This is a genomic window from Anaerobutyricum hallii DSM 3353, assembly GCF_000173975.1.
Taxonomy (GTDB): Bacteria; Bacillota; Clostridia; order Lachnospirales; family Lachnospiraceae; genus Anaerobutyricum; species Anaerobutyricum hallii.
The window spans coordinates 1-24,755 of the sequence record NZ_ACEP01000004.1 but is presented as its reverse complement, the minus strand read 5'-3'; the positions used below and the strand labels follow the sequence as shown (position 1 = coordinate 24,755).

The 24,755-nt window shown below is 40.1% G+C and carries 24 protein-coding genes; all 24 read right to left on the bottom strand.

Translation table 11 applies throughout. From position 1 onward, the window contains the following. Entirely contained in the window at window positions 1-732 is a 732-nt protein-coding gene (locus tag EUBHAL_RS00305) for an ABC transporter ATP-binding protein (RefSeq protein ID WP_005343406.1), read from the bottom strand. 310 nt (window positions 733-1,042) lie between these two features. Then, window positions 1,043-1,891, bottom strand: a complete 849-nt coding sequence (locus tag EUBHAL_RS00300) for a WecB/TagA/CpsF family glycosyltransferase (RefSeq protein WP_005343403.1) — start codon at window positions 1,889-1,891, stop codon at window positions 1,043-1,045. Window positions 1,892-1,942: 51 nt separating this feature from the next. Continuing rightward, the gene (locus tag EUBHAL_RS00295; protein ID WP_081452235.1) at window positions 1,943-3,430 is read right to left on the bottom strand and encodes an LCP family protein; all 1,488 of its coding nucleotides are present in this window, start codon (window positions 3,428-3,430) and stop codon (window positions 1,943-1,945) included. Window positions 3,431-3,538: 108 nt separating this feature from the next. Next, on the bottom strand, window positions 3,539-3,721 hold the full coding sequence (locus EUBHAL_RS16595; RefSeq protein ID WP_081452236.1) for a DUF6783 domain-containing protein: 183 nt from the start codon (window positions 3,719-3,721) through the stop codon (window positions 3,539-3,541). Window positions 3,722-3,811: 90 nt separating this feature from the next. Continuing rightward, window positions 3,812-4,534: an SDR family NAD(P)-dependent oxidoreductase gene (locus tag EUBHAL_RS00290; RefSeq protein ID WP_005343396.1), complete on the bottom strand. Its 723-nt coding sequence runs from the start codon at window positions 4,532-4,534 to the stop codon at window positions 3,812-3,814. Window positions 4,535-4,652: 118 nt separating this feature from the next. Beyond that, entirely contained in the window at window positions 4,653-6,440 is a 1,788-nt protein-coding gene (locus EUBHAL_RS00285) for an aminopeptidase P family protein (protein ID WP_005343394.1), read from the bottom strand. A gap of 181 nt (window positions 6,441-6,621) precedes the next feature. Further along, window positions 6,622-7,218, bottom strand: a complete 597-nt coding sequence (locus EUBHAL_RS00280; RefSeq protein ID WP_005343392.1) for a cytidylate kinase-like family protein — start codon at window positions 7,216-7,218, stop codon at window positions 6,622-6,624. Window positions 7,219-7,893: 675 nt separating this feature from the next. Next, window positions 7,894-9,177, bottom strand: a complete 1,284-nt coding sequence (locus tag EUBHAL_RS00275) for a nitrogenase component 1 (RefSeq protein WP_005343391.1) — start codon at window positions 9,175-9,177, stop codon at window positions 7,894-7,896. Between the two features lie 16 nt (window positions 9,178-9,193). Next, window positions 9,194-10,558, bottom strand: a complete 1,365-nt coding sequence (locus EUBHAL_RS00270; RefSeq protein ID WP_005343389.1) for a nitrogenase component 1 — start codon at window positions 10,556-10,558, stop codon at window positions 9,194-9,196. Window positions 10,559-10,605: 47 nt separating this feature from the next. Next, entirely contained in the window at window positions 10,606-11,361 is a 756-nt protein-coding gene (locus EUBHAL_RS00265; protein ID WP_005343387.1) for a nucleotide-binding protein, read from the bottom strand. Between the two features lie 15 nt (window positions 11,362-11,376). Continuing rightward, on the bottom strand, window positions 11,377-11,625 hold the full coding sequence (locus EUBHAL_RS00260; RefSeq protein WP_005343385.1) for a TM1266 family iron-only hydrogenase system putative regulator: 249 nt from the start codon (window positions 11,623-11,625) through the stop codon (window positions 11,377-11,379). 17 nt (window positions 11,626-11,642) lie between these two features. Next, entirely contained in the window at window positions 11,643-12,659 is a 1,017-nt protein-coding gene (hypE, locus tag EUBHAL_RS00255) for a hydrogenase expression/formation protein HypE (protein WP_005343383.1), read from the bottom strand. A 75-nt stretch (window positions 12,660-12,734) separates the two neighbouring features. Then, window positions 12,735-13,790 carry a hydrogenase formation protein HypD gene (hypD, locus tag EUBHAL_RS00250; protein WP_005343382.1) on the bottom strand — a complete coding sequence of 352 codons (1,056 nt, stop codon included), beginning with the start codon at window positions 13,788-13,790 and terminating at the stop codon, window positions 12,735-12,737. Further along, window positions 13,787-13,996: a HypC/HybG/HupF family hydrogenase formation chaperone gene (locus EUBHAL_RS00245; RefSeq protein WP_005343380.1), complete on the bottom strand. Its 210-nt coding sequence runs from the start codon at window positions 13,994-13,996 to the stop codon at window positions 13,787-13,789. Before EUBHAL_RS00245 ends, hypD begins: the two co-directional genes overlap by 4 nt. Before the next feature lie 3 nt (window positions 13,997-13,999). Further along, window positions 14,000-16,429, bottom strand: coding sequence for a carbamoyltransferase HypF (gene hypF, locus EUBHAL_RS00240; RefSeq protein ID WP_005343378.1), 2,430 nt, complete (start codon window positions 16,427-16,429; stop codon window positions 14,000-14,002). Continuing rightward, window positions 16,426-17,496 carry a nitrogenase component 1 gene (locus tag EUBHAL_RS00235; protein ID WP_005343377.1) on the bottom strand — a complete coding sequence of 357 codons (1,071 nt, stop codon included), beginning with the start codon at window positions 17,494-17,496 and terminating at the stop codon, window positions 16,426-16,428. Before EUBHAL_RS00235 ends, hypF begins: the two co-directional genes overlap by 4 nt. After that, on the bottom strand, window positions 17,497-18,906 hold the full coding sequence (locus EUBHAL_RS00230; protein WP_005343375.1) for a nitrogenase component 1: 1,410 nt from the start codon (window positions 18,904-18,906) through the stop codon (window positions 17,497-17,499). It abuts the gene before it with no gap. Beyond that, window positions 18,900-19,679 carry a nucleotide-binding protein gene (locus EUBHAL_RS00225; protein WP_005343373.1) on the bottom strand — a complete coding sequence of 260 codons (780 nt, stop codon included), beginning with the start codon at window positions 19,677-19,679 and terminating at the stop codon, window positions 18,900-18,902. Before EUBHAL_RS00225 ends, EUBHAL_RS00230 begins: the two co-directional genes overlap by 7 nt. Before the next feature lie 569 nt (window positions 19,680-20,248). Then, window positions 20,249-21,475, bottom strand: a complete 1,227-nt coding sequence (locus EUBHAL_RS00220; protein WP_044921117.1) for a 6-phosphofructokinase — start codon at window positions 21,473-21,475, stop codon at window positions 20,249-20,251. A 4-nt stretch (window positions 21,476-21,479) separates the two neighbouring features. After that, complete coding sequence (locus tag EUBHAL_RS00215) at window positions 21,480-22,016, bottom strand: GNAT family N-acetyltransferase (protein ID WP_005343366.1); 537 nt, start codon at window positions 22,014-22,016, stop codon at window positions 21,480-21,482. Between the two features lie 153 nt (window positions 22,017-22,169). Beyond that, complete coding sequence (locus EUBHAL_RS00210) at window positions 22,170-23,222, bottom strand: helix-turn-helix domain-containing protein (RefSeq protein ID WP_044921113.1); 1,053 nt, start codon at window positions 23,220-23,222, stop codon at window positions 22,170-22,172. Window positions 23,223-23,249: 27 nt separating this feature from the next. After that, complete coding sequence (locus EUBHAL_RS00205) at window positions 23,250-23,465, bottom strand: type II toxin-antitoxin system RelE/ParE family toxin (RefSeq protein WP_372657297.1); 216 nt, start codon at window positions 23,463-23,465, stop codon at window positions 23,250-23,252. A gap of 205 nt (window positions 23,466-23,670) precedes the next feature. After that, window positions 23,671-23,991 (bottom strand): transposase domain-containing protein, encoded by a 321-nt coding sequence (locus EUBHAL_RS00200; protein WP_408629978.1) that lies wholly within the window; start codon window positions 23,989-23,991, stop codon window positions 23,671-23,673. Between the two features lie 570 nt (window positions 23,992-24,561). Continuing rightward, the coding region (locus EUBHAL_RS15800; RefSeq protein ID WP_005343361.1) for a hypothetical protein at window positions 24,562-24,755 on the bottom strand (194 nt) is incomplete at its 5' end.

Sequence of the window (24,755 nt, the reverse complement as noted above, 5' to 3'; positions counted from 1 at the left end):
CTAGCATACTGCCTGTGCTGCCACTCCAAGAAATTCAGAAACATACGGCGTTGCCGGATTGTCATAAAGCTCTCCGATCGTGCCAATCTGCTGAATACTTCCATCATTCATCACAGCGATGCGTGCATCTGTATTCTGGATATCCTCACGATTATGTGTTACATAAATTACTGTGATATGCATCTGGTCATAAAGCTTTCTTACAAGCTTCTGCATATGTCTCTTCACATCTTTGCTAAGACTGGAAAATGGTTCATCTAACAGAAATACCTTTGGCTTTTTAACCATAGCACGTCCAAGAACTACTAATGCTCTTTCCTGCTCATCTAAATCTTCGGTCATCTTATCAAGAAGATGTCCAATTTTTAAAACTTCTGTAACCTCTGCGATTCTCGCATCAATCTCTCCCTTTGGTAATTCCTTTAATTTAAGACCGAATGCAAGATTATCATAAATGTTCATCTGTGGATATAACTTTCCGTTCTTGAAAATCATAGCCATGTTTCTGTCGATGGATGGAACTTCATTCATGCGCTCCCCGTCAACGAGCAGCTCCCCATCTGTAATATCCTCCACACCAGCAATCATTCTTAATACTGTAGAAATCCCGCAGCCTACTGGTCCGGCAAATATCATAAATTCTTTATCATCAACTTCAAGGGTAAAGTCCCTGATTGCATTGACCCCGTTATCATATGTTTTGCTAAGATGTCTAAGTGATAAACTAGCCATAAATAACCTCCTAAAAATAAGTTCATGCTACAAACATTTTGTCCTCATATATCATACCTAAATTTTGTAAATAATTCTAGAAGAAAACTCACGAAAATAGAGCCGGTATTTCGGCTATATTGTTAAGCATATTTTATCTATTAGACATATTTACCATTTTCGATGCACAAAAAATAAAAAACACACCTAATATTGTACATGTATTAAAGCAATTTTTAAAAAAAGACACTTTTCAATTTTATTTTTGTGAAAAATGTCTTCTTTTTCTTTATATTTTGCTACTTTTTTAACAAATAGCTGTTCTATTTTACTAATATTGTCTTCTTTTTTCTAAAGTATTAACATTTTCTTCCTGTACGTCCAAAATATTTTCTTCCGAACTGTCTTCTGGTTTCTGTTCAGATTCTTCTTCTGAAGCCTCATTCAAAACTTTTTTCTTGAAAACAGACCCGACAATGGTGTTCTTAATCTTTTGTTCCTTTTTAAACCAGGAATAAATTCCTTCTAAATGAAGCTTCTCTACCCAGGATGGAATCTCCTCCGTTTCTTTACGGATAAGCGGCTGAACTGACTCAATCAGAATACAAAGACGTGTATTCATCATAGCGGCATGCTTCTCCATAAACTTCATCTGGCGCTCTGCTGGAATACATACAAAAACGATATCCGGGATGCACGCATTAATTTCATTTACAATGCGGTCTGCCTCTCCTTTCGTCTCCTTTCGCATGACATTGCCATGTACTTCGATATTTCGGTAAGACTCCTCCATATATTCTTCCATGGATTCTAAATAAGATTCCTGTTCCATGACCATATAAATACTTCGCCCTTCCCGGTTTATCTTAGAAAACAGCCTTTTTAAATAATTATCAGCAAATTCTCCAATTCCTTCTGGTATCTGTCCATTATCCTGTCTGTGATGTACTGCCATCTCAATATGGCGGTCTCCTGCTAATATGAGATTACAGGACTTCACATACTCAGCTGACTGCTCATTATTTTGACATAACAGCGAACTGATGGCTGATAAAAAATAGATTACAGGAAGTCCCTTTCCACGCATCAATTCCATTGATACATTGACCGCCTTGTCCACCCGCATCACTGATACATCTATACCAAGTACATTTGCCTTTTTGTGGTAACGATCTTTCATGTTAAGGTTCCTTTCTTTTCTCTTCTAAATCGTCATGTTGCCATCTATTCCTTACTGCTCAGAGTCAGAACCAAAGTCATATCCGCCAGAAGTTGTCGTGTCATCATCGTCCCCCACATCTGTGGAATCTGTAGAATCTGTAGAATCAGATTCATCATCCAGTGAAGAATCGGTAACTGTCTCATCTTCTGTATCTGTGGTACTGTCGCTTCCCGCCGGAACATTGGTACTGTCTGTTCCGATATAAATCTGAATATCTCCACCTGTAGAAATAGAATCTACAACATTAATCTCTGCATCTGGGAAGTAAGTAAGAAGATCCTGTCCCATTCCGTCCTGTGTAACATTAATTCTTGTCTGTGAAAGAGGTCCCTCTTCCTGATAGGAATCTACAAGGCTGATACTGTAACCTTCGCTTTCTAAATAGGACTCCCACTGTCCAGCCAGTCCAGAAACATAGGCTGCATTATAAATCTCAATAGAGTAATTTTTAGAACTTTCTGTACTTCCTGTTGCTGCTGATGTACTCGTTGTACCAGTAGAACTCTTAGAAGAACTACTCTGGCTATAGGCTTCGGCCTGCTTTGCAAGCCCTGCTACCTGCAGCTTCACCTTCTGAGAATCTAATGTAAATATTCCTTTTGACTCGCTACCCTGCATAATACGAATTGTGAGTGCATCTGTAGTAAGATTCTTTAAAATATCTTCTGTAGAAGTAAGTCCACTCTTGCCCTCTGCAGTCACAAGACTATCATACTTCTTCGCAATCGCAGAAGTACTATTCTTAGAAAGAAGTGCCTCCATATAACTTGTCAGATACGTATTCACTCTCTCTAAACGACTTGACTCCTCTCCGTCTGTTCCATCCATATAAGTAAATAATGCATAGGCTGTCGTTCCATCAAGAATAACATCACCTGCATCAATTGTCTGTAAAATATTCTCTGTATCACGGTAAGAAATCGCATTGTTAAAATGATAACTCACTCCGCCCGCCACATTCAAAAGCTTCTTAAAGTTTGTGCTTGAGATTACATCATATCCTGAAATCTTTGCTCCACTGATGTCTTCAACAATCTTTGCAAACATCTCATACTTCTTATCACCAAAAGCGCGGGCAACATCTGCCATATTTACAGAACTTCCGGCTTCTGTCATCGTATTCCTGATTTCTTTAAGAAGTGTACTGCTTACAGATACCTGCGCATTACATGGAAGTAAGAGAACATCCATGGCTTCGGTCTTTGTATTATACATATTCAGCGCCGTATAATCTTTATTATTCATATCATCATGGACAAATACAAGCGTATTCTCCATGTTCTTATTATCAACTGTTGTAGCTTCAGTGCTATCTTCTGTTCCGCTTTGATCTGTCTCTTCTTTTACCGCTTTCTTTACACTTGTAAAGCTTCCGGTCAGATAATAAGTCACTCCCTCAAAAGAGCCAACTGCAATGGCTGCCATTAAAACGAGAACAACACATAATCTTAAAAGGAAAGAGAAAAATCTTTTTATAAGACTTGGCTTTTTCATCATAGCCCTCCTGTTTTATTCTATGTTGTCGTGATTGTGATTCGACGGATTACTCCGTATTTCATTTGTTAAGTATAGCAAAGTTCTTTTTTTATTGCAAGTTTTTACTGTTTAATTCGTTAAGAGAATGACAGAGGCCATAGAGCGTGTTTGAAAAATGCTTTCTGCAAGATGTGCGTTACAATTTGTGGGAGATTTTGCCTGAATGAGGGCGGCGTAGTGGGCTACGTCAACTGAATGAAGGCAAAATCTCCCACAAATTGGGGCGTGCAGATTGCTGGAATGATTTTTCAAACACGCTCTATGGACACGCTCCCTCAAATCTTCTCCTTTACTATATTAATTCAGCAAAAGCACAGCTCCCTGACTTGCGGCAACTCAAAATCAAATCCATCCACCGTCAAAGCGTATAATCTGCCCAGTAAGATATTCTGGGGATTCGGTAATCTGGTAACAGAAAGCGGCGGCTTCTTCCGGAGAGGCAAAGCGTCCGTAAGGGATTTCTTCGGCAAGCGAAGCCCGTTCTTCTTCATCAAAACAGCGATTCATATCAGTATCGATCACACCAAAACTAACTCCGTTAACGGAAATATGTGAAGGGGCCAGTTCTTTAGCCAGAGCCTTTGTAAGAGAATTGACGGCACCTTTTGAGGCAGAATAAGCAGCTTCGCAGGAAGCACCGACTTCTCCCCAGACAGAAGAGACATTTAGGATTTTTCCACTGTGACAGTGTACCATATGAGGAATCACAGCTTTTGACATATAAAATACAGAGTCAAGATTTGTTCCCATAAGAGTATGCCATTCTTCCGAACTCATATCTGATAAAAGGCCGATATGAGCGATACCGGCATTATTAATTAACAAATCAATCTGTCCGAAAGTATCTAAAGTTTTTTGAACAATAGTAGCAGCCGTCTTTTCCTCGGCGACAGAACCAAGACAAGTAATAACCTGCGTCTTTGTAGAAAGCTCCTTTTCTACGGCAGCCAATGCTTCTTCATTATGTCCGCCATTCAGCATAAGACAATATCCTTTATCGGCATAAAAACGGGCAAGCGCAAGGCCGATTCCACGCGTTGCACCAGTGATAATTACTGATTTCATAAAATACTCCTTTTTATCAAATTCACTTACTATACCACAAAAGGGGGACGGTGTTACTATTTATGACAATCCGGCTACAGTGGCATCAACAGTGGTGTCTCCTTTGCCATTCGGCAAATCAGAATTCTTGTGTTTCTTCTCTGAGCCAGCCGGCTTCTTCTTCTGTAAGATATGGAGCGATTGTCTCAAATACTTTCTGATGGTATTTGTTGAGCCATTCTTTTTCTTTTGTACTGAGTTCTTCGGCTATGATTGCTGAACGTTCAAACGGTACAAGGGTAAGTGCGTCAAAACATAAGAAACTACCATAATCATTTTCCATGTCCTTCTGGCATACGATCATATTTTCCAGGCGGATACCGAACTTGCCTTCTAAGTAAATGCCTGGTTCATCGGAGGTTATCATTCCTTCTTCGAATACGCAGTCATTTCGTCCATTTACGGATGGACGATAACGGAAACTGTTTGGTCCTTCGTGAACACTTAAGAGATAACCTACACCATGTCCGGTTCCATGATTGTAGTCAAGACCTTTTTCCCATAATGGAGTTCTTGCAAGAACATCAAGGCTCTGTCCGCTACATCCCTGTAAAAAGCGAGCCATTTCTAACTGAATATGACCTTTTAATACCGTAGTATACATTTCTTTTTCTTCCTGTGTCAAGCTGCCAAGAGCAATTGTTCTTGTAATATCGGTCGTTCCCTCAAGATAATGTCCGCCGGTATCTGCCAGTACAAAGCTTTCTGGTTTCAATTCTACATCTGATTCTTTCGTAGCGCTGTAATGCACGATTGCTCCATGTTCTTTGTAAGCAATGATTGGCGCAAAACTAGGCTCTACATAGTGTTCCTGTGTATTTCTGAACTGTTCTAACTGCTCTGCTGCACTGATTTCTGTTATTTTTGTTTTTCCTATCTGGGACTTTAACCAGTAAATAAACTTTGTAACAGCAACACCATCTTTTATATGGGCATTTCGTTCATTTTCCACTTCAACAGGATTCTTTTTCGCTTTAAATAAAAATGTTGGATTAACACCTTCTATTTTTTTCACTTTCTCTGGTAATGAAGATACCAATGCCGTGTTAACCGCTGACTTATCATAATATATGGATGCATCTTCTGGCAGTTTCTTTACATCTTCATAAATCTGTGCATATGGAGCTGCCTTAATACCCTGCATATCTAACAAAATCTTTATTTTTTCAGAAAGGCATTTTTCCTGTACATACCAGGTAAGTTTCTTCTCTCCTAGTAAAAGATAACTTAAAATAACCGGCGTGGATTCTACATCATTTCCACGCATATTAAGAAGCCATGCAATATCTTCTAATGAAGTAAGTAAGAAATAATCTGCTTTCTTTTCTACAAGGAATTCCCGTACACGCTTAATTTTACTCTCGCTGCTCTCTCCCGCATATTCTACTGGAAGCGGCCATACTGGCTGTGCAGATAACTCTGGGCGATTTTTCCATACAGCTCCTGTAAGATCAATGTCTGTACGAACAGCAACACCCTGTGCATTTAACTGTGTGATTAACTTTTCTGCAGAATCTTGCATAATACATCTGCCGTCAAATCCGAGAGTTTCTCCTTTCTTTAATGTTTGTTTTAAATATTCCTCTATTGCAGGCACTCCTGGCTGTCGTTCCTTCCGAAGCATAATTCCTGAACCTTCTAACTGCTTCGCCGCCTGCAGAAAGTATCTTCCATCCGTCCACAGTCCTGCTTCATCCAGCGTAACTACCAGAGTTCCTGCCGAACCAGTAAAACCAGAAATATATTCCCTACACTTAAAATAATCTCCTACATATTCCGAACCATGAAAGTCACTTGTAGGAATCAGGCAGGCATCTACGCCGGTCTCACGCATTTTTTCTCTTAATAGTTCTAATTCCCGTTTCATTTTTGATCTACTCCTATAAATCTACTTAACATATTTCATAAGTTTCTTGTAAACTTACTCATTTTATCATGCATTACTTTTACAATATATTTTAATATACTTTTCCCTGAAAAAAATACGCTGCCTCTATAGAACTACTATGTTATCTACAATAACCCCTATAGGTGCAGCGTTTTTCTCTTTATTCTTCTGATGCAGCGTCCACGATAAGCTGTGCACACTTCTCAATACCCAGACTTCCTCTGTTAAGAGCCAAGTCATAATTCTGTGCTTTTCCCCAATCCTGACCTGTAAAATACTTATAATTCAGACCTCTTCGCACATCCATATCTTTTACGCGGTTCTTCAGCTTCAGACCAGCTTCACCGTAAATCTCCTGAATACGATTCTCTTTTGTCTCTTCATCTGCATATAAAAATACTTTCAGACAGTCTTCTCTGTCTCTTAAAATGTAATCTGCACAACTTCCAACGATAACGCATGGTTTTGCAGTTGCAAAATCTTTGATTACCTTTTCTCTTGTCTTCCATAACTGAACAAGCGGAGAATTAGAATCTTCATCAAGACCAACAAAAGAGTATGCAAAACGCTGGTCAGCAGATGGTGCAAACTCACCATAGTGTTCTACATACTTTCTCGTAAGACCAGACTCTTCCACTACCTTTTTAATAATGTCTCTGTCATAAAATTGAATACCCAGTTTCTGTGCTACAAGCCTGCCGATTGTTCTTCCGCCACTACCAAATTCTCGGCTGATTGCGATAATATTCTTCTTCATTTTCTGTCCTCCCTGTACTGTAAAATAACCTCAAAAATCATCTGTCCCTAGTATATAATATTTTATCAAAAATGCAAAGGAGATTTACTATTTAATTCATTAAGAGACAGACACCCGGGAAGAGAGAAGATATCCTATATTTGTGACTTTAGTCGCGGCGGTTTAAATGCTCGCTTTATGCGCTCGCATCTAAACCTTGCTCCGAGGCCACAAATATAGGATATCTTCTCTCTTCCCGGGCTGTCTTTGGCTGGATTTTGTTTGAATTAAATAGTGGTTACGGTAATTTGGGGGAGAGAGTAGAAATTTTCTGCTTGCTCTAAAATTATTGTGAACAGATGCTTTGCATTTAAATTGAAGTTATAAAGGTTGAAAAGGGAAATTGAAGATTATTTCTTGCTCCGATATAATATAGTCAAGTCAAATCATCCCCCTATTCCCAGTTATTCTCGAGTAAGCAGAAGACATCAGCTTCTGTCCCCAAATCTCCTCCCCCTGTTTAATTCACTTTCTCCATCCACAGCCCAGAAGCCAATGAACTTCATAAGCCATATTTGTGGTCTCGGAGCAAGTGTTGGATGCGAGCGCGTGGAGCGAACATTCAACGCGCCGCGACTAAAAGCACAAATATGGCTTATGAAGTTCACTGGCTTCGTCTGTAGTTCGCTTAATGAATTAAATAGTAACCCACTCCATTAAATTGGGGATTTCTTTTCTATAAATTCGTCCAGAGAATGCCTCATGTGGTAGTGCAATAAAGTTTGTTTCGTCAGCGCAGATAGTTTTGTATATTGGATCTGCTATGACTGTTTTTGCTTCTGCTATTGCCGCTTTTATCTCTTCTTCCGATGAAAAAAGCAATACATTTTCCCCAATATATTCTGGTTCGGTTTCTAGTGGGCAGATGACTGTAGCATCTATTCCCTGTTTGAGTGCCATCGCTGCTTTTAATGACTGGGAAATGACAGATTCGCCTATGATATAAATTCCGTTGGTTGCCCTGCTTATGCTTTTTCCTGATGATGTTACAGAGAAATATGCTGCCTGTGATTTTCCCGTCCAGGCGGCATCTATTAATTTCTCGGCAATGATACCTGCAAAGCCTTTGACTGGTGTACCGATGACATACGGTGTTGAAAATCGTTCTTCTAATACTTTTGCGGCTGGAAATCCCACGGATGAAATAACGAGGTTCACATCGGCTTCGCCGGCTTTTTGTATGTCTTCTATGCTACTTCCCATCGCAAAGGTGCTAATGATTTCAAAGTGCTTGCTTAAGAATTCTTTTATGGAATCTAAGGTGGAGTTTACGGAAAAATCAAGTGGGGTTGCTCCTAAAATGTTTATTTTTATTTTGGAATTACTCTGTTTTGATTCTGTATTTTCTATTTGCTTTTGTTCCGATTGGTTTAACTTCTGCTGATTTTTCTTCTTTGTATAAGCTACAGATAATTCGTTTGATACATTTTCTATTTCTATTCCATTTTCTTTAAAATGCCCATTTGCATTTGTTGGAAGTACTAATTCTCTTGCTACTGTCTCCAGCGCCATTCCTGCTCCGCTTACATAGCTCTGCATCCCACTGGTCGGGAAATAAAAGACTGGGATTTGTGTCTGCTTTTCGATGACGCGGGCGATTCCTTCAAAGTCGGTTCCGGTCATTAAGGGAATTGGGGTGCGTACCAGGGCAATGAAACAAGGTTTTAATTCTTTGGCTGCCCGCACAATGTCATTGATGAATTTATCATCATTTCCCATAATAGCGTCCATCTGTGAAAGTCCGGAAATAAATACGAGGCTGTCCATATCATACCAGCGTGGTTCATCGTGAGTATTATAGGTGGAATTGCAGCCGGACGGGTCATGGATAACGACCATGCCGCCAAGTTCATAAAGGGCAGAACATACCCCTGATACATCTGCTGTATAGGTTGATAATGTTACCGATACTTGTTTCATAAATAAATCCTTTCATTTATATACAGCTTTCACATCCCAAGCCTTTTCGGACTACCAAATCTTTTGTGTCCTTTTTTGTCTGATAGGCTTGCTGTATTTTCTGGCAGAGTTCACAAATACCATCATAGCCATGCAGCCCTCCGCCTTCTACCATATTTACAAAATGCTCTGTTCCTGAAAAGTAAGCGGCTTTCTGACCGATTGCCAGTATTTTTTCCTGTGGATTTCTTGGATATACCCGCATATTTGGATGTATCGTCGCACATACTTTTAAATTAGGAGCATTTTCTTTTAACCAGAGATAGTCTTCTTTTTCTTCTGCCGAAAAAGCATCCGTGAAAATTCTTTCTACCGAAAATCCATGGGAAATCAGTAATCTTGTAAGTCCTAAAAGTCTTGGAACAACGGTGGCATCTATGGTGATTTTAGTATCGCCAACAAGCTCTTTTGTTTCCTGTAAAATGCGTTCGCACCGCTTTCGTAACAGGCTGGTATCTGGCATCACCGCTCCCGGCATTTCTTTTACGAGGCTTTTTAACTGTGCATTAATTTCATCATAATGAAATGAAAATGGAAGATAGAGAAACTTCATGCCAAGTCGTTTAGATAACTGTTCTGCACCGTACTTTGCAAGTGGATAGCAGGCAATATTTAAGAAACTTTCTGACATGGATAAATATTCTTCGTACCCCTCGCACTCTGTAATGTCTTTTACCGTGTATCCTGCTGCCTTTGCGATTGTCTTTAATTCGGTTTCTTCTCTTGTCGGAAAATCATTTCCGATAATATTTATCTGTTTTAAATTCTTTTCCCGCATGGGAAGTGGCTTATATAAAGCATTTCGCAACTTCTGGTCCGGAGTCAGCCCTTCCTTTTGCATAATCGGATCCATGTAACAATCCACGAAACACTGTTCTGGAAAGCGACTTCTTAGCGTATCATAAATATAGGCCAGGTCGCATCCCATAAAATGATGCACACAAACCGTAAATAAAAGAACAACGGATGGCTTCTTCGGCAATTTGTGAAGAATATCACTGACACCTTCAATGACAAGATCCTCCATCTGCCCGTTGAACAAATCTTCTTCCTTTATTTCTACAAAAGAAAAACGGTCTCCTGCGTTCATTTCTGCTGCAGTCAGAATAACACCTCTGTTACAGTTTGCGCCGCATACATAAATCTGGTGAGAACCTGGCAGGAGCATTCCCATATGTACAATATTCCATGTGCCGTGTGCCGGGCTGTTATATTCAAGTCCCGGGACAAAAGGCAGCGGCCATGCCGCATCCTGAAAAGGAATCTCCTCCTGTAAGGAAGGTGATAATTTTTCTTTTATCTGATTATTCCATTGTTCGTCTTTTGCTTTTCCGTGAAGCATTTTAAGCAAAATAAATCCCTCCCTGTAAATCCTTCATATTCAACTTCTTAGATTTCACAAAGTGTACGGATTTTTCCTGCAAGAATCCGATACTCCTCTGCCATTTCTGAATCCGGATACGCTTCTATCACCGTCTTTTTCTGTTCTTCTGCATCAGTGACAAGCGCACTTCTTGATAAAGTTCCGATGACTTTACTGTGAATATCTTCTGCTAATTCCTCTACTTTTGCATCCTCATTTTTTACATTTCTACGATTCAAAATGAGGCCGCCAAGCTGTGCATATCCTCTGTCTTTGAAGTTTTCTACTGCCATTGCAATATTGGCTGCCGCATGGATTGCCATATTTTCACCAGAAGTAATGACAAATACTTTATCGGCATAGCCACGGCGCATTGGCATGGAAAATCCACCACAGACAACATCGCCAAGAACATCATAAATGACAACATCCGGGCGGTATTTCTCATATGCACCTTTTTTCTCCAATATCTCTAATGCCGCAATGATTCCTCTTCCGGCACAGCCAAGTCCTGGCGAAGGGCCACCGGCTTCCACACAGCAAACACCTGCGAAGCCTTCTTTTACCATTTCTTCTAAGGTGAAATTTTCTTTTCTTGTCCGTACTAAGTCAAGAACTGTCTCTACTTTTTCTCCGTGACGCAGTAAAACTGTCGAATCTGCTTTCGGATCACAGCCAATCTGCATAACTCTGAGTCCCTGGCTGGCAAATACCGCCGCCACATTTGAGACAGTCGTGGACTTTCCGATTCCACCTTTTCCATATACCGCTATTTTAATCATACTTTTTTCCTTTTATCACACTTTTGCATAGGCAGCTTTCGCCGTCACTCCAGAAAGTCGTCCAATCTTGCCGGACAGCTCACTGATTTTCGTCTGTGGAGCATCAATCACCAGGCTGATAATGCTAATATTTTTTTCTCGGTAAGGAATACCCATTCTGCCTACAACATACTCTGCGTAATCGTGAATCATTTCATTTAATTTCGCTGTACTTTCACTGTCCTCCACGATAATAGAAAGAACGGCAATTCTTGTGTCTTCCATGATTTTCCTTTCTCCAATTAACAGATTCTTGGTAAAAGCTCTCCACCTGGAGGTGGAAGTAAAGTTTCCGCTCCGATTTCTGTTGTAACTACAACTCTTCCTGGCATTTCTTCTGTTACTTCACCAATAATTGCAGCTTCTGAAGAATACTTTCCTTCTCGTAATTTAGCTACGATTGCTTCTGCATTTTCCTTTGGTGCAAAAATGACAAGACGGCCTTCGCAGGCAAGGTAAAGCGGTTCTAATCCAAGCATTCCGCATACACCTTTTACGCTGTCCTGCACCGGAATTGCTTCGGCATTCAGACGGATTCCTGTTTTACTCTGTTCCGCAATTTCATATAAAACAGTTCCAACACCGCCTCTTGTCGCATCACGAATAACGTGAACATCCTTTGTCACAGATAAAATATCCTGTACTGTTCCCCAAAGTGGTGCACAGTCACTTGTCACATCAGCATCAATTCCGAAGTCTTCTCTTGCAAGCAAAATAGTACAGCCGTGTCTTCCGATATCTCCGCTGACAATAACGGCATCACCTGGTTTTGCCATGAATCCAGAAGTCTCTACGCCCTCCTGAATCTCACCAATACCTGTTGTTGTGATAAATACACCGTCTACCTGACCTTTTCCGGCAACCTTTGTATCTCCGGCAACAATCTTTACTCCAGCTTCATTTGCTGTTTTTTCCATTGCCGCTGCGATTGCCTCTAATTTCTCCATCGGGAAACCTTCCTCAATAACAAAGGCGCAGGAAAGATAGAGTGGCTTTGCTCCCATGCAGGATAAATCATTTACTGTACCGCAAATGCTGAGCTTTCCGATATTTCCTCCCGGAAATTCTGAAGGAGAAACAATAAATCCATCTGTGGTAAATGCAATCTTTCCCTCTTTCATCTTTAATACTGCCGCATCGTCACTTGTCAGTTCTGGATTGGCAAAATGTGCTTTAAATACCTGGTCAATTAATTCACTTGTCTGTTTTCCTCCTGCACCGTGAGCAAGAGAAACTGTTTTTCCTTTTAAGTTATCCATGATTTTTCCTCTTATTGTTTTTTACTATATTTTTAGATTTATAATTTATTATATCTAATACTCTGTAAGTGAAAGTTATTCTCCCCTGCTATTATACTGATAATAAGCTGAGCAGGCTCCCTCATTCGATACCATACAGGCTCCAATCGGATGAAGTGGTGTACAGCCTTTTCCAAATACTTTACAGTCTGTCGGACGGCATTTCCCCTGTAATACATCTCCACAACGGCAGGCAGGACTCGTTCTTCCTTCCATCTTCGGAATCGAAAACTTCACTCTTGCATCAAAGTCCTGCGCTTCTTTTCGCAGGCGAAGTCCAGAATTTTTAATCATACCAAGTCCTCTCCATTGAGAATCACATGGTTCCATCCATTCTTTGATCAGTTTCTGTGCCGGAATACTTCCCTCTTCCGTAACAACTCTTGGATAGGCATTAACAAAAAACGGTTTGCCTTCCGGGAACTTCTTTAATAATACAGCAAATGCAGTTAAAATCTCGCTGGCAGTAAAACCGGTTACTATACCGCTGATTCCTCCTTCCTCACAAAGCTTTCTGTTCAATGCATTGCCGGTAATCGCATTAACATGGCCTGGATATAAGAAAACATCAGCACTGTCTTTCAACATCTCATAGGCACCCGGCATTGTTTTATTCGCAGCAAGAAGTGCATAGTTTGTAAGTCCTGCCTCTTTTGCCATCTTTACAGAAAGACAACTTGCCGGAGTTGTTGTCTCAAATCCAACGGAAAGAAAGACAACCTGTTCGTCTTTATGCTCTTTGGCATATTCAAAGGCATCCATCGGAGAGTAGACCATCTGAATCTTGCCGCCAAGACTTCTGGCATCCGCTAAACTCCTTGTACTTCCCGGCACACGAACCAGATCGCCAAAGGTACAAATAGTTACATTTTTCTCCAAAGCAAGCCATATTGCCTCATCAATAAAACCTGCCGGTGTCACACAGACCGGACAACCCGGACCAGAAATCAGTTCCACCTGCGGCGGCAAAATCTTTCGCACACCAAGATGAAAAATCTCATGGGTATGTGTTCCACACACTTCCATCACACGGACAGCAGGACCATCATAGCCTTCAATAATTGCTTTTGCTTTTTTTAATTGTTCTTTCATAGTAACCCCTCCAGAAGATCTTCTGCCTCATCCTCATCTTCTTCTGTAATCTTTGCAATCGCAATTCCTGCATGAACCATTACATAATCGCCCGGTTCAAGATTCTCTATCAGTTCTGCTGAAACTTCTCTTTTCGCTCCTGACGCATCTACAACCGCCATTCCATCTTTCATTGTCATAACTTTTGCTGGTAATCCTACACACATAATTTATTCCCCTTTTTGTAAACTTCTCATTGCTGCCACCGCCTGTCCAAGGCTGATTCCCCCGTCATTTGGCGGAAGTAAATGGTGTCGCAGCACATGAAATCCTCTTTCTTCTAACATGGTTACACTGTAATCTAAAAGTAATTTATTCTGGTAAACACCGCCACTTAATGCAACGGTATTAATCCCTGTTTCTTCTCTTGCTTTTTCGCAGGCAGAGACAATCATCCCTGCTAATCTCCTGTGGAAATGTAAGGCAAGCTGATTACTGTTTTCTCCTGCTAATTTTCTCTCTGCTACTTCTTTGACAAGAGATAATGTTGGTAAATAATATAAATCCGCTTTTATATTCCGATTTATAGAGTTGTTTTTCTCTACAATACTCTTCTGCGCTACATCAGAAATACTTTTTAGTTCTCCATAGTCTGTAATTATTCCAGATTCTGCAAAATCCTCAGAACCTGCTATTTTTTTCTTCTGGGCATCCAGCCATTTTTCGGCCGCAAACTGTAACGATGTAGATGCCTCCCCCTCAAATGTAGAGGACTTTCTGATGTCAAGAATCGCACTCACCGCATCAAATAATCTTCCGGCACTTGTAGACTGTACAGTATTAATTCCTCGTTCTTCCATCGTAAACTGAAGTTTTGCCAGCTTTGGCTCACAAAGTCCTAATGTTTCAATAATCAGAAGGGCATTTTCTTTTCCGTAAATCTTTCCAAGAAGAGATACGGCAATTCTCCAGCCTTCTTTTGCAGAAGCATCGCCACCTGTCTGTGCAAATGGTTCGATGCACCCCCAGCGTGTAAAGGAATCATAGTCTGCCAACAGAATTTCTCCACCCCAGATTGTTCCGTCGGTTCCGTATCCCGTTCCGTCAAAAGAAACACCGATAACTTTTTTTTCGGTTGTCCATTCATTCTCTGCCATACAGGAAAGGATGTGAGCATAATGGTGTTGTACGAGAAATACAGGAAGCCCCATCTCTTCTGCCGCCGCTCTTGTATTATAAGACGGATGCATATCGCAGGCAACAATCTGCGGCTTGGTTTCCAGCAGTTCTTCCATTCGTTTCACAGACTCTTTTAACGCCTTTACCGTCCGTACATCTCCCATATCACCAATGTAAGGCGATGGATAAAATAGCTGATTCTTTCCGATACAAAACGCATTCTTAAGCTCACCACCGACCGCAAGCACCTGACCTTTAAATTCATTTCCCATCATAAATGGAAGAGGCGCATAGCCTCTGGAGCGCCGAATCATATACGGCTCTCCCCGGTAAAAATCCATAACCGTGTCATCCGCACGAAGCCGTATTTTCCGGTCATGGGAAAGTATCACATCACAAAGCCCGCTCAGCTCATTTAATGCATCTTCATCGTCACGGCAAATCGGCGCTCCAGAAGTATTCGCACTGGTCATCACAAGGCAATCAGAAACCTTCGTTTCGTCCTGATAATCAAAAAGCAAAAGCTGCACTGGCGCATATGGTAACATAACTCCAATCTTTGGATTATCCGGTGCAACACTCTCACAAAGCGTTCCCCCTTCTTTTTTCGGAAGTAAAATAATCGGCTTCTGATGCCCGTCAAGAATCTCCTCTAAATGTGGTTCTGTCTCACATTCTCTTCTCACAACATCTAAGTCCTTCATCATAACAGCAAATGGTTTCATCGGACGTTTTTTCCTCTGTCGTAATCTTGCAACTGTTTCTTCCTTCGCCGCATCACAGCAAAGATGAAAACCGCCGATTCCCTTTACCGCTACAATGCCACCCTCGCTGATCACCTTTCTTGTATAACGAATCGCATCTGCTCCCCGTTCTTTCCTCCCAAGCAAATATACTTCTGGCCCGCAGTCGTTACAGCAGACTGGCTGTGCATCAAATCTTCTCGTTTCCGCATGCGTGTACTCATACTCACATTTCTCGCACATCGGAAACTCTCCCATACTCGTCCGTACTCTGTCATACGGCATGGAATCTAAGATTGTAAGACGCGGTCCACAACAGGTACAATTGATAAACGGATGCAGATATCTTCTGTCGTTCTTATCATAAAGTTCCTTCTTACATTCCGGGCAAATGGCAATGTCCGGGGATACGAAGATTTCTCCTTCTTCTTTTTCGCTTTCTATGATTTGGAACTTTTCTTTGGAGTCTGTTTCAGATTCAACTTTATGAATACCATCCTCACCCGATTCCACATTCTCCACATCCAGTTTCAAAATAACCGCCCGTTTGGGAGGCTCTTCCTGAATCTGCTTTATAAAGCTATGCACACATTCTTCGCTGCCCTCTGCAAAGATTTCCACATAAGGTCCCTTATTACTCACACTTCCGGCAATATCACAGGCATCGGCATGACGCTTTACCGTTGGGCGAAAGCCGACTCCCTGCACGATTCCAAATACTCTGATGCAGACTCTCATACGCTCTGTCTCTTCTTTCCTGAGATTGCAAAATGCGGTAAGTCATACCATTCTCCTTTATAAAATGGCACAGCTTTCTTCAGTAGCGAATCGGCGATAATAATGTCATATTCATTTTCTTTGATGTAAGTGATCCAGTCATCTTCTTCCTTAAAAAGAATATCCTGTTCTTTCTTTTGCTCTTTATTCATCATAAACCAGGATGCAACATTGATATTTGCAGAAATAAATTCTTCCCTCAACGTATTCGCCAGCACCTGCTGATGAACAATTAATATCTTTTTCTCAGATAATTCTTCTACATTCAACAGTCCTGCTACCTGCTCTTTTTTTTCTTTCCATTCTGGAATAATCTCCGGTGGACAAAATAGCTCATATGGCGTTCCAAATTTCTGTTGTAAATACTTTGCTGCTGCAATTCCTGCCGGCGAAACAACAATATTTTTCTCTGCTGCTGCCGCCTCTTTTACAGCGTCTAAGCCATCGCCCATTCCATAGCATACAACCTTTGAAAAACCTTTTCCGGCAAAATACTTTTTCAGGAAATCTTCTTCATAAATACCGCCAAATTCAAGAGGGGTTGCTCCGATAATTCCAATACGTCCTGACTCCACGTCTTTTTCAACAGCGAACTTTTTAAACAATTCTTTCCATGTCTTTTTCTCACCATCATCGTAAAGCTTTGTTCCGTCCGTGTCGATTGTAAGCGCCGAAATTCCTGTTTTCTTTTCAATCATTCGGGAAAGTGCGCGATAATCCGTTCCGATTACTGCAGGAACCGGCGTACCAATCACTGCAATAAAATCTGCGGAAAGCTTCTCGCAGGCTTTTCCAATCTTTTCTACTAGGCGGTCATCCCGTCCAAGAATCGCATCCATATCACGAAGTCCTGCGCTGAAAATCGCACTACGACTCTCAAACCATCTTGGCTCATCAAATCCGCATATGTTTCCCGCACAGCCGCCGGCATCTAAAATAATAATCAGTCCGTGAAATTCACATAATACCGCTGCCGCGCCCGACTGGTCCGGAGCAAATGGGGAGAGATATTTTCTAAGTCCCTTCATTTAATTTGTCCCCCTTTCCAGTATTTTCTCTTCTTTTATATTTTTTGTACTATTTTTCAAATTTTTTTCTTCACTTTTCGTATTTTTCTCATCCAGTACCCGTTCACACTCCTCAAAGAAATGCTTCACTCCACGATACCCAAATGGCTGTATATCATCACTCCACTCAAGCTGTGCTGCTTCTGGATGATAGTAAACAGCATCCTTTCCGATAACGATATCCACTGGATTCTCGCCCGGCTCATAGTAAATCATCGTTGGCTCCAGATTCGAATAAATCTTTGTTTCTGGACTTAACTTCGCCATCTTTTCGATATAAACAAAATCCTCTTTCGACAGATTTCCAAATACTTCTGCTACCGCAAACTCATATCGAATCAGCGCAAATGCAAGTTCAAATGCATTGGCGTTACAGCCTTCTCCAATTGCAAATACTGCATGTGGATACTTTTTCTTAAAAGCTTCTTTTGCTGCAAGTGCTTCCTCAAAATAAGCATCATCATCAAATTTACTTCCTAATGCCGCTGCAAATAATGTATATTGATTCTTTATTTTATCAAGCTGATATAGCCTTGTAAGTTCTATGTACGGAATTCCCAGTCGTTTTTGCATATCAGCCGCCGCAAAACGTGCTTCCGCATCTAATACCAGATTAAAATTCGCCTCTGCCATATCAAGATACTCATCATAGTTTTTACATCGGGAAATCTCACGAATCTTTTTTATCCCAAGCTGTCTTAACAGATCATAAAGTTCACTGTCATCTTCTAACGGAGCAAAATGTCCAAGAAGATTCACGGAAGTACTCTTCTTTTTCTTTGGCTCTAACAGAGAATAAATCGACTGTCTGACATGAACCATCGGCGGCTTTCTTCCCTCTCTTGTCAACGCATACATATAGCAAGGAAGAACCGGGATTCCAACCGCTTTTTGTGCTCTCTTACAAATACGCTCCATATCGGTTCCAAGCAAAGCATCTACACAAGTAAGACAAATCATAACAACCGATGGCTTTGTCTCCAGACAATCATAAATCTCTTCTACCGCCTGTGGAACCTTCTTCAAATGTCTTCCCGTTACAATATCCGTTTCATCCATCATCAGATAGAAAAATCGCTCACTGTATCCGCCAAGCTCACTTAAAATCGTTGTATTCCTTCCACAACAGCCCGGTGCTAACAAAAGCATAACCGAACCCGGAATCGCAAGGCCTGCTCTCTTTACACCAAACCCCTGCGCTCCCGGCGAGTTATACGCAAGTGTAGCCGGTGAACTATAGATAAGGTGCTTTGAGGAAATCAATTCTTCAGGAATATTGTCTCGACCTGCTTCGGCAAGTTCTTTTGTGGTAATAAAATACGCTTCTTCTGCTTTCTTTTTCTCTGTCTCTTTTGCCATGATTTCTACCATACATCTTCCTCCGCTGTATCCTGTGCATTTTCCAGAAGTTCTTTTGCAAGATTTAAAAATGCCTGTGCCGCCGGAGATTCTGGTTCACCTTCGACAACAGTCATTCCCCTATCTTCACATCTGGTAATCTCGTCACTTCTTGGCACTTCACCAACAATCGGAAGCCCTACGGAATCCGCAAACTCAGTAACCTTCTCTGTCTCGTTTTCCACATTTCTGTGATTTAACACAATACCATACACCTTCGCATAGCTTCTGTCCTCAAAGTTCTTCACCGCATTATTAATATTATTGGCAGCATAAAGAGCCATCTTCTCACCAGAAGTCACAATCAACACTTTACTCGCATACCCCTCACGAATTGGTGCCGCAAATCCACCACAGACAACATCACCAAGAACATCGTATAACACAACATCAGGCTGGTGTATCTCAAATAATTCCAAATCTTCTAACAAGCTAAATGTCGCAATAATTCCACGACCAGCACAGCCAAGTCCCGGTGTCGGACCACCTGTTTCAATACAGAGAACTCCACCGTAACCTACCTTTGAAATATCCTCAATTGTCTCTGGGTCTTCATCATATTCACGCATATAGTTCATTACCGGAATCGGTGTCGTACCCCCAAGCAGATTAATCGTAGAATCTGCCTTCGGGTCACAGCCAATCTGAATAACCTTCTTTCCCATACTGGCAAATGCCGCTGCCAAATTACTGGTCACCGTGGACTTTCCAATCCCGCCCTTGCCATAAACCGCAATCTTTAACATAAAAAAACTCCTCTATTCTACCCCTGACCGACAGACTGACCGTAAGGTAGAACAGAAGAGTTTTGCACTTTTCGTACTTTATTCTTACTATTCTTTTCTTTGTTTAAAACAAATCGTATCTATTTAGAATCTATACAATTATAGAAAATCAAGCGTATTTGTAATCTTAATATAATTGAATTAAAAATATCTCCATTTCTATACAACTTATATACAGATTTACTACTCGATTTTCAATTGCAAATTCTAAATAATTTCAAACTATTCCAGCGCGGAAAACCTTACTGTCAGAGTCGATATTTATCTTTCTATTATTATAACTATCCAGACTCACAAAATCAAATATCAGTTACTATATACTTACATAACTTTGATTTACATAATCTTAGATAATTATTCTTTTATTGTTTTGTTATTTTTTTATCATAGTCTTATTATAACATCTGAGAAATGAAAGGCAAGTACATTTTCCAGTACAGTACTTATAGTGACATACTTCTTCTGCACATCTCTGCAATCCTGCCAGAGGCTATATCACTGTCAAACGTACATCCCATTCCTCTTAAAAATTATTTTAAAAGAAGATAGCTTGGCATACCATTCTCATAAATACTACTTACTTCGCCCTGCACCAATGGGGTTAAGTAAGTAATTAACTCTTCCTTCACTCCATTACCAGCCTCATTAATCCACTCTACAGGAATCTTCTTCTCTTTATTCGCAACCTCACGAATATCAACGCCACTGTACTCTACCGTATATGGAGCATCAGACACTCTTGTAAGAGAAGACATTAATCCACTCTCTCCTGCTACTGCAAGCTTAACTGCATTCGCGCCAAGATTACCGGACTCCTCAATATCCGTCTTACTTAAAATATGCCCTGCACAGCGCTGTAACAGATTCAATTCTATCGAACGAACCTTACAGCCAATCTTTGCTCGAACCGCTTCCTCTAAAATCTTTCCAGTACCAGATAACTTCGTATGTCCAAATACATCTAACTCTCTAGATTCTTCCTGTTCACATAAGAACCGCCCCTCTGTATCATGTACACCTTCACTAACCGCAACAAGCACAGCATTCGTTGATGCCAGCTTTTCCTTCACATCATCAATAAAACGATCCAATGAAAATGGTTTTTCTTCTAAATAAACAAGATATGGTACATTACCATTCTTACCTTCCGCTAATGCAGCAGCCGCAGTAAGCCACCCGGCATGACGTCCCATCATCTCAACAATAATTACATTCTTCGGCTCATATACGGTAATCTCCTGTTCAAGCTCACAGAAAACTGTAGAAATATACTTAGCTGCTGAACCAAATCCCGGACAATGGTCTATTCCGCAAAGGTCATTATCAATCGTCTTTGGTCCACCAATAACCTTAATATCCTCTACACCTTTCTCCTTACAGTATGCAGAAAGCTTCGCTACCGTATCCATAGAATCATTCCCACCGATATAAACAAAATATCCAATATTCATCTTATGAAGAATATCAACAATCTCCTGATACTGACTGTCATCTTCCTTGATATCATTAAGCTTAAAACGACAAGAACCAAGCGCTGCCGCCGGAGTTCTCTTTAACTTCTCCAGCTTTTCCTCTGTGTCAACCTTCTCTGTAAGATTCACAAATTTCTGTTCTAACACTCCCTGAATTCCATAACAAGCCCCATATACCTGATCAATCTGTTCTTCCTTTATCGCCTGCTTAATAACACCTGCTAATGTTGCATTAATCGCTGCTGTTGGTCCTCCAGACTGTGCTACTAACAAATTCTTCTTCATCTTTCTAAAATCCTCCTGTAAATCTCTGAAAAGGTTCTGGTGTTCCTTCATTCGATGCAATCACCTTCTGCATCCATACAATATCCCACCACTTGCCAAGCTTATAGCCACATTGTTCAAAATGTGCCTTCTTCTCATATCCACGCGCCGCATGAAACGCTTCACTCTCTGCATTCGGATGAGTAATGCAGGCAAATAAATTCACGATATTCTGCTTCTTCAACAACTCTTCCATCTTCTCATAAAGAGCCGTTCCCACACCTTTTCCGTGAATTCCTCTCTGCACATAAACAGACATTTCCGCTGACCAGTCATACGCCCTGCGGTCATAAAAAATCCCCGCATACGCATAAGCAATAACCTCTCCCTCCTCCTCAGCAACAAGGTAAGGATACCTCTCCAATGTCTTCGTGATTCGTTCCTGAAACTCCTTCACCGAAGGAACTTCCAGTTCAAAAGTTATCGCCGTATTGTCCACATAATACCGGTAAATGTTCTGGATAGCAAAAGCATCCTCCGGCGTAGCGATTCGTATATTCATTTCAAGCCTCCAAAAATTTTGTCGATGTGGTTATTATACAATAAGAGGAAGAGGGGGACAAGACGGTAATTATAGAAATAATGTAACAATGCGGGAATGTCTGATTAACATAAACCTTTCACATATTTCGGTAATATAATAATATTTCCTCTTCTACATCGCAATTTCGTACTGCTCTTTAAGTTCATTTAACATATTATAGGTAATACAACGCTCTTTTTGTAATCTTCCTACAACAATTCCAGGTGCAATACCTATTTTATTTGCAAAATCACACACACTTATTGAACTATAGTCCTGCGTCTTCTTAAATTGCTCAAACTCTTCCTTTGGAATCAACTCATCTTTCGCCCATAAATCCGCCTCATTTTCATCCTGTTCTGTAATTTCATCAGTCTTTCCAATATGTCCAAGAACAATGTGCCCAAGTTCATGAAATAAACTAAACCAAAATCTATCGGCATCTTTTCCTCTTGCCGTAAGACCAATCACAATTTTCTTGCCATCTATAAACGATGCCCCCTGTAAAAAAGAGCCTTGTAAATGTGGCAAAAAAACAAGTGCAATACCACACTGTGCCAATTTATCTTTTAGCTCCGCACTAAATTCCGCTGGTGTCTCTAATGTCATACTTCGGATTTCCGGTAAAACACGAACCAATTTATCAATATTAATGTGTGCTGTATCAGTCTGCCTTGCTACCCTTTTAGCCTCCTGCGCCCACGCGATCAATGCAAAATCACCTTTCTCAGTAATCGCCAATCTTCTACACGCAATTTTTGTAATTTGTCTATTCTCCAATAAAGAAAGTTCAACCACCTCAAAATACTTTCTAAGATTAATCACCCTTTCTTTTATAAGTCTTGTTTCCGGAACCCATCCAAACTTAGACATTTGATTATAAGGTAATTGCTTGGCTAAAACTTCATCTTTATCCATTGTATTTTCCGCTTCAACTTTAATTAATTTCTCTCTATAGATTGCTTCAAGATTATTCCAAAACTTTGCCGGTACTCCCAGTACCATCTCTAATCTTACTGCCACCTCCGAAGTCAACTGAACATCTCCATTAATCAATCTGCTAATATGCTTTTCTGACATATCCATTCTAGCAGAAAACTCTTTCTGACTCATCCCTCTGTCATTAAGCTGCTCCTTAATTGTCGCTCCAGGTGGTGTTGCAATAAAACTGCGACTTCTCACCATAGTGCTACCTCCCATTCATTGTTCTCATTAATGATAATCTACTATCTCAAGTATATGAGCAATCTCAATTTCATTTCCGTGTTTTGTAAAAACCAATCTATATGGATGCTCCAAATCTACTGCGTATTGCCCTTTACGATTTCCTTTTAATGCATGGCAACGACCGATACGAAACTGAATCATCTCCTCTACAGTATCCACTGCTCTAATCTCATCTATACGCATATGAATCTTTGCTGACATTTGGCTTCCATATTCTCGATCGGCAACTTTGGCATTAGTACAAATTCTTTCTATTTTCCGATTTTTGTACGTTATGTCCAACACATCACCTCTCTATAAATTTACCTATAAGGTAAATTCACTATAGCATGTTTTAATGTAATGGTCAATGTTTTAATTTACACGGTAAACCATGAGTACCCTAAACAAAAAAGGCACTGATTTCTCAGTGCTCTTTCTTATTCTTCATCTTGCATATATCTGGTATGGAGTCTGACCACAGTAACAGATCATCTATAAAACAGCAATCCGTATCTTCTTCATGTTCCATCATTTCTGTCAGCAGGAATTCCAGATACCGAAATGGATTTAGTCCGTTTGCCTTTGCTGTTTCTACTATACTGTAAACTAAGGCACTGGCTTTTTCTCCATTTATTGTATCTATCAATCTCCATGTGTGTTTGTGCATACAGAAATTCCGTAATGCAGATTCGGTCGCATTATTATCCAGTGGGACATTTCCATGGTTTAAAAATTCGCAGTCAATTTAAATATTTTTTGTACAATACATTTATACCTACTTTTCTATAAAATAAATAATCAAATGTAAAATTCTTAATTATTATTATAACATACCAACTTCAATTTCAGGTAAAAATTTTGCCAATTAGATAATCACTTGATGTCCTATAAAACCTAAATCTCTCCTTAATAATCTCGCTACATATTATAACTCTAATTCTACTAGATCCCATAAGTAATAATACCGATTTATTGTAATAAAATATCTTTATTTTATTAGCAAAAAAGCCCATTACAATTCACAGAATACCTCTGCACATTGCAATAGACTTTTGTTCAAACTTAGACTTGGTGTAAGCACCATTTCTAATAAAAACCTCATAGATTTTTGTTTCATGGTTATATAATACTCAATTTTTTATAATGTCAATGTATTTCACTCTATGACGTATTTCCTTTTTCTTTAGATCCCTTATTTGTTCCTCTACTGTAAGTTTATTTTTCCTCGCAAAACACTATCTTATGTATTGATTATATCAGATAACCTATGATCATCATAACAATGAATTGCATATTTTTCAATCATTGTGTATTATCAAATCATCTGCAAAATCCAATATTTCTCCCCAGAAGAAATCCCTATCATTTTAATAGCCTCTTCACAAAAATGAGTTAAATCTAAATAATAATCTTCCGTTCCACTATTAAAATCCAACTGTGCAGTATCCAACTCCACCATCTCATCTTCATCAAATATCAACTTTCTCACGTGACATCCTCCCCCACCTG

What these genes read in the sequence shown, in the direction of transcription:
- EUBHAL_RS00305 (WP_005343406.1), bottom strand. Translation starts at nt 732, where the DNA reads ATGGCTAGTTTATCACTTAGACATCTTAGCAAAACATATGATAACGGG.
- EUBHAL_RS00300 (WP_005343403.1), bottom strand. Translation starts at nt 1,891, where the DNA reads ATGAAAGATCGTTACCACAAAAAGGCAAATGTACTTGGTATAGATGTA.
- EUBHAL_RS00295 (WP_081452235.1), bottom strand. Translation starts at nt 3,430, where the DNA reads ATGATGAAAAAGCCAAGTCTTATAAAAAGATTTTTCTCTTTCCTTTTA.
- EUBHAL_RS00290 (WP_005343396.1), bottom strand. Translation starts at nt 4,534, where the DNA reads ATGAAATCAGTAATTATCACTGGTGCAACGCGTGGAATCGGCCTTGCG.
- EUBHAL_RS00285 (WP_005343394.1), bottom strand. Translation starts at nt 6,440, where the DNA reads ATGAAACGGGAATTAGAACTATTAAGAGAAAAAATGCGTGAGACCGGC.
- EUBHAL_RS00280 (WP_005343392.1), bottom strand. Translation starts at nt 7,218, where the DNA reads ATGAAGAAGAATATTATCGCAATCAGCCGAGAATTTGGTAGTGGCGGA.
- EUBHAL_RS00275 (WP_005343391.1), bottom strand. Translation starts at nt 9,177, where the DNA reads ATGAAACAAGTATCGGTAACATTATCAACCTATACAGCAGATGTATCA.
- EUBHAL_RS00270 (WP_005343389.1), bottom strand. Translation starts at nt 10,558, where the DNA reads ATGCTTCACGGAAAAGCAAAAGACGAACAATGGAATAATCAGATAAAA.
- EUBHAL_RS00265 (WP_005343387.1), bottom strand. Translation starts at nt 11,361, where the DNA reads ATGATTAAAATAGCGGTATATGGAAAAGGTGGAATCGGAAAGTCCACG.
- EUBHAL_RS00260 (WP_005343385.1), bottom strand. Translation starts at nt 11,625, where the DNA reads ATGGAAGACACAAGAATTGCCGTTCTTTCTATTATCGTGGAGGACAGT.
- hypE (WP_005343383.1), bottom strand. Translation starts at nt 12,659, where the DNA reads ATGGATAACTTAAAAGGAAAAACAGTTTCTCTTGCTCACGGTGCAGGA.
- hypD (WP_005343382.1), bottom strand. Translation starts at nt 13,790, where the DNA reads ATGAAAGAACAATTAAAAAAAGCAAAAGCAATTATTGAAGGCTATGAT.
- EUBHAL_RS00245 (WP_005343380.1), bottom strand. Translation starts at nt 13,996, where the DNA reads ATGTGTGTAGGATTACCAGCAAAAGTTATGACAATGAAAGATGGAATG.
- hypF (WP_005343378.1), bottom strand. Translation starts at nt 16,429, where the DNA reads ATGAGAGTCTGCATCAGAGTATTTGGAATCGTGCAGGGAGTCGGCTTT.
- EUBHAL_RS00235 (WP_005343377.1), bottom strand. Translation starts at nt 17,496, where the DNA reads ATGAAGGGACTTAGAAAATATCTCTCCCCATTTGCTCCGGACCAGTCG.
- EUBHAL_RS00230 (WP_005343375.1), bottom strand. Translation starts at nt 18,906, where the DNA reads ATGGTAGAAATCATGGCAAAAGAGACAGAGAAAAAGAAAGCAGAAGAA.
- EUBHAL_RS00225 (WP_005343373.1), bottom strand. Translation starts at nt 19,679, where the DNA reads ATGTTAAAGATTGCGGTTTATGGCAAGGGCGGGATTGGAAAGTCCACG.
- EUBHAL_RS00220 (WP_044921117.1), bottom strand. Translation starts at nt 21,475, where the DNA reads ATGAAGAAGAATTTGTTAGTAGCACAGTCTGGAGGACCAACAGCAGCG.
- EUBHAL_RS00215 (WP_005343366.1), bottom strand. Translation starts at nt 22,016, where the DNA reads ATGAATATACGAATCGCTACGCCGGAGGATGCTTTTGCTATCCAGAAC.
- EUBHAL_RS00210 (WP_044921113.1), bottom strand. Translation starts at nt 23,222, where the DNA reads ATGGTGAGAAGTCGCAGTTTTATTGCAACACCACCTGGAGCGACAATT.
- EUBHAL_RS00205 (WP_372657297.1), bottom strand. Translation starts at nt 23,465, where the DNA reads ATGTCAGCAAAGATTCATATGCGTATAGATGAGATTAGAGCAGTGGAT.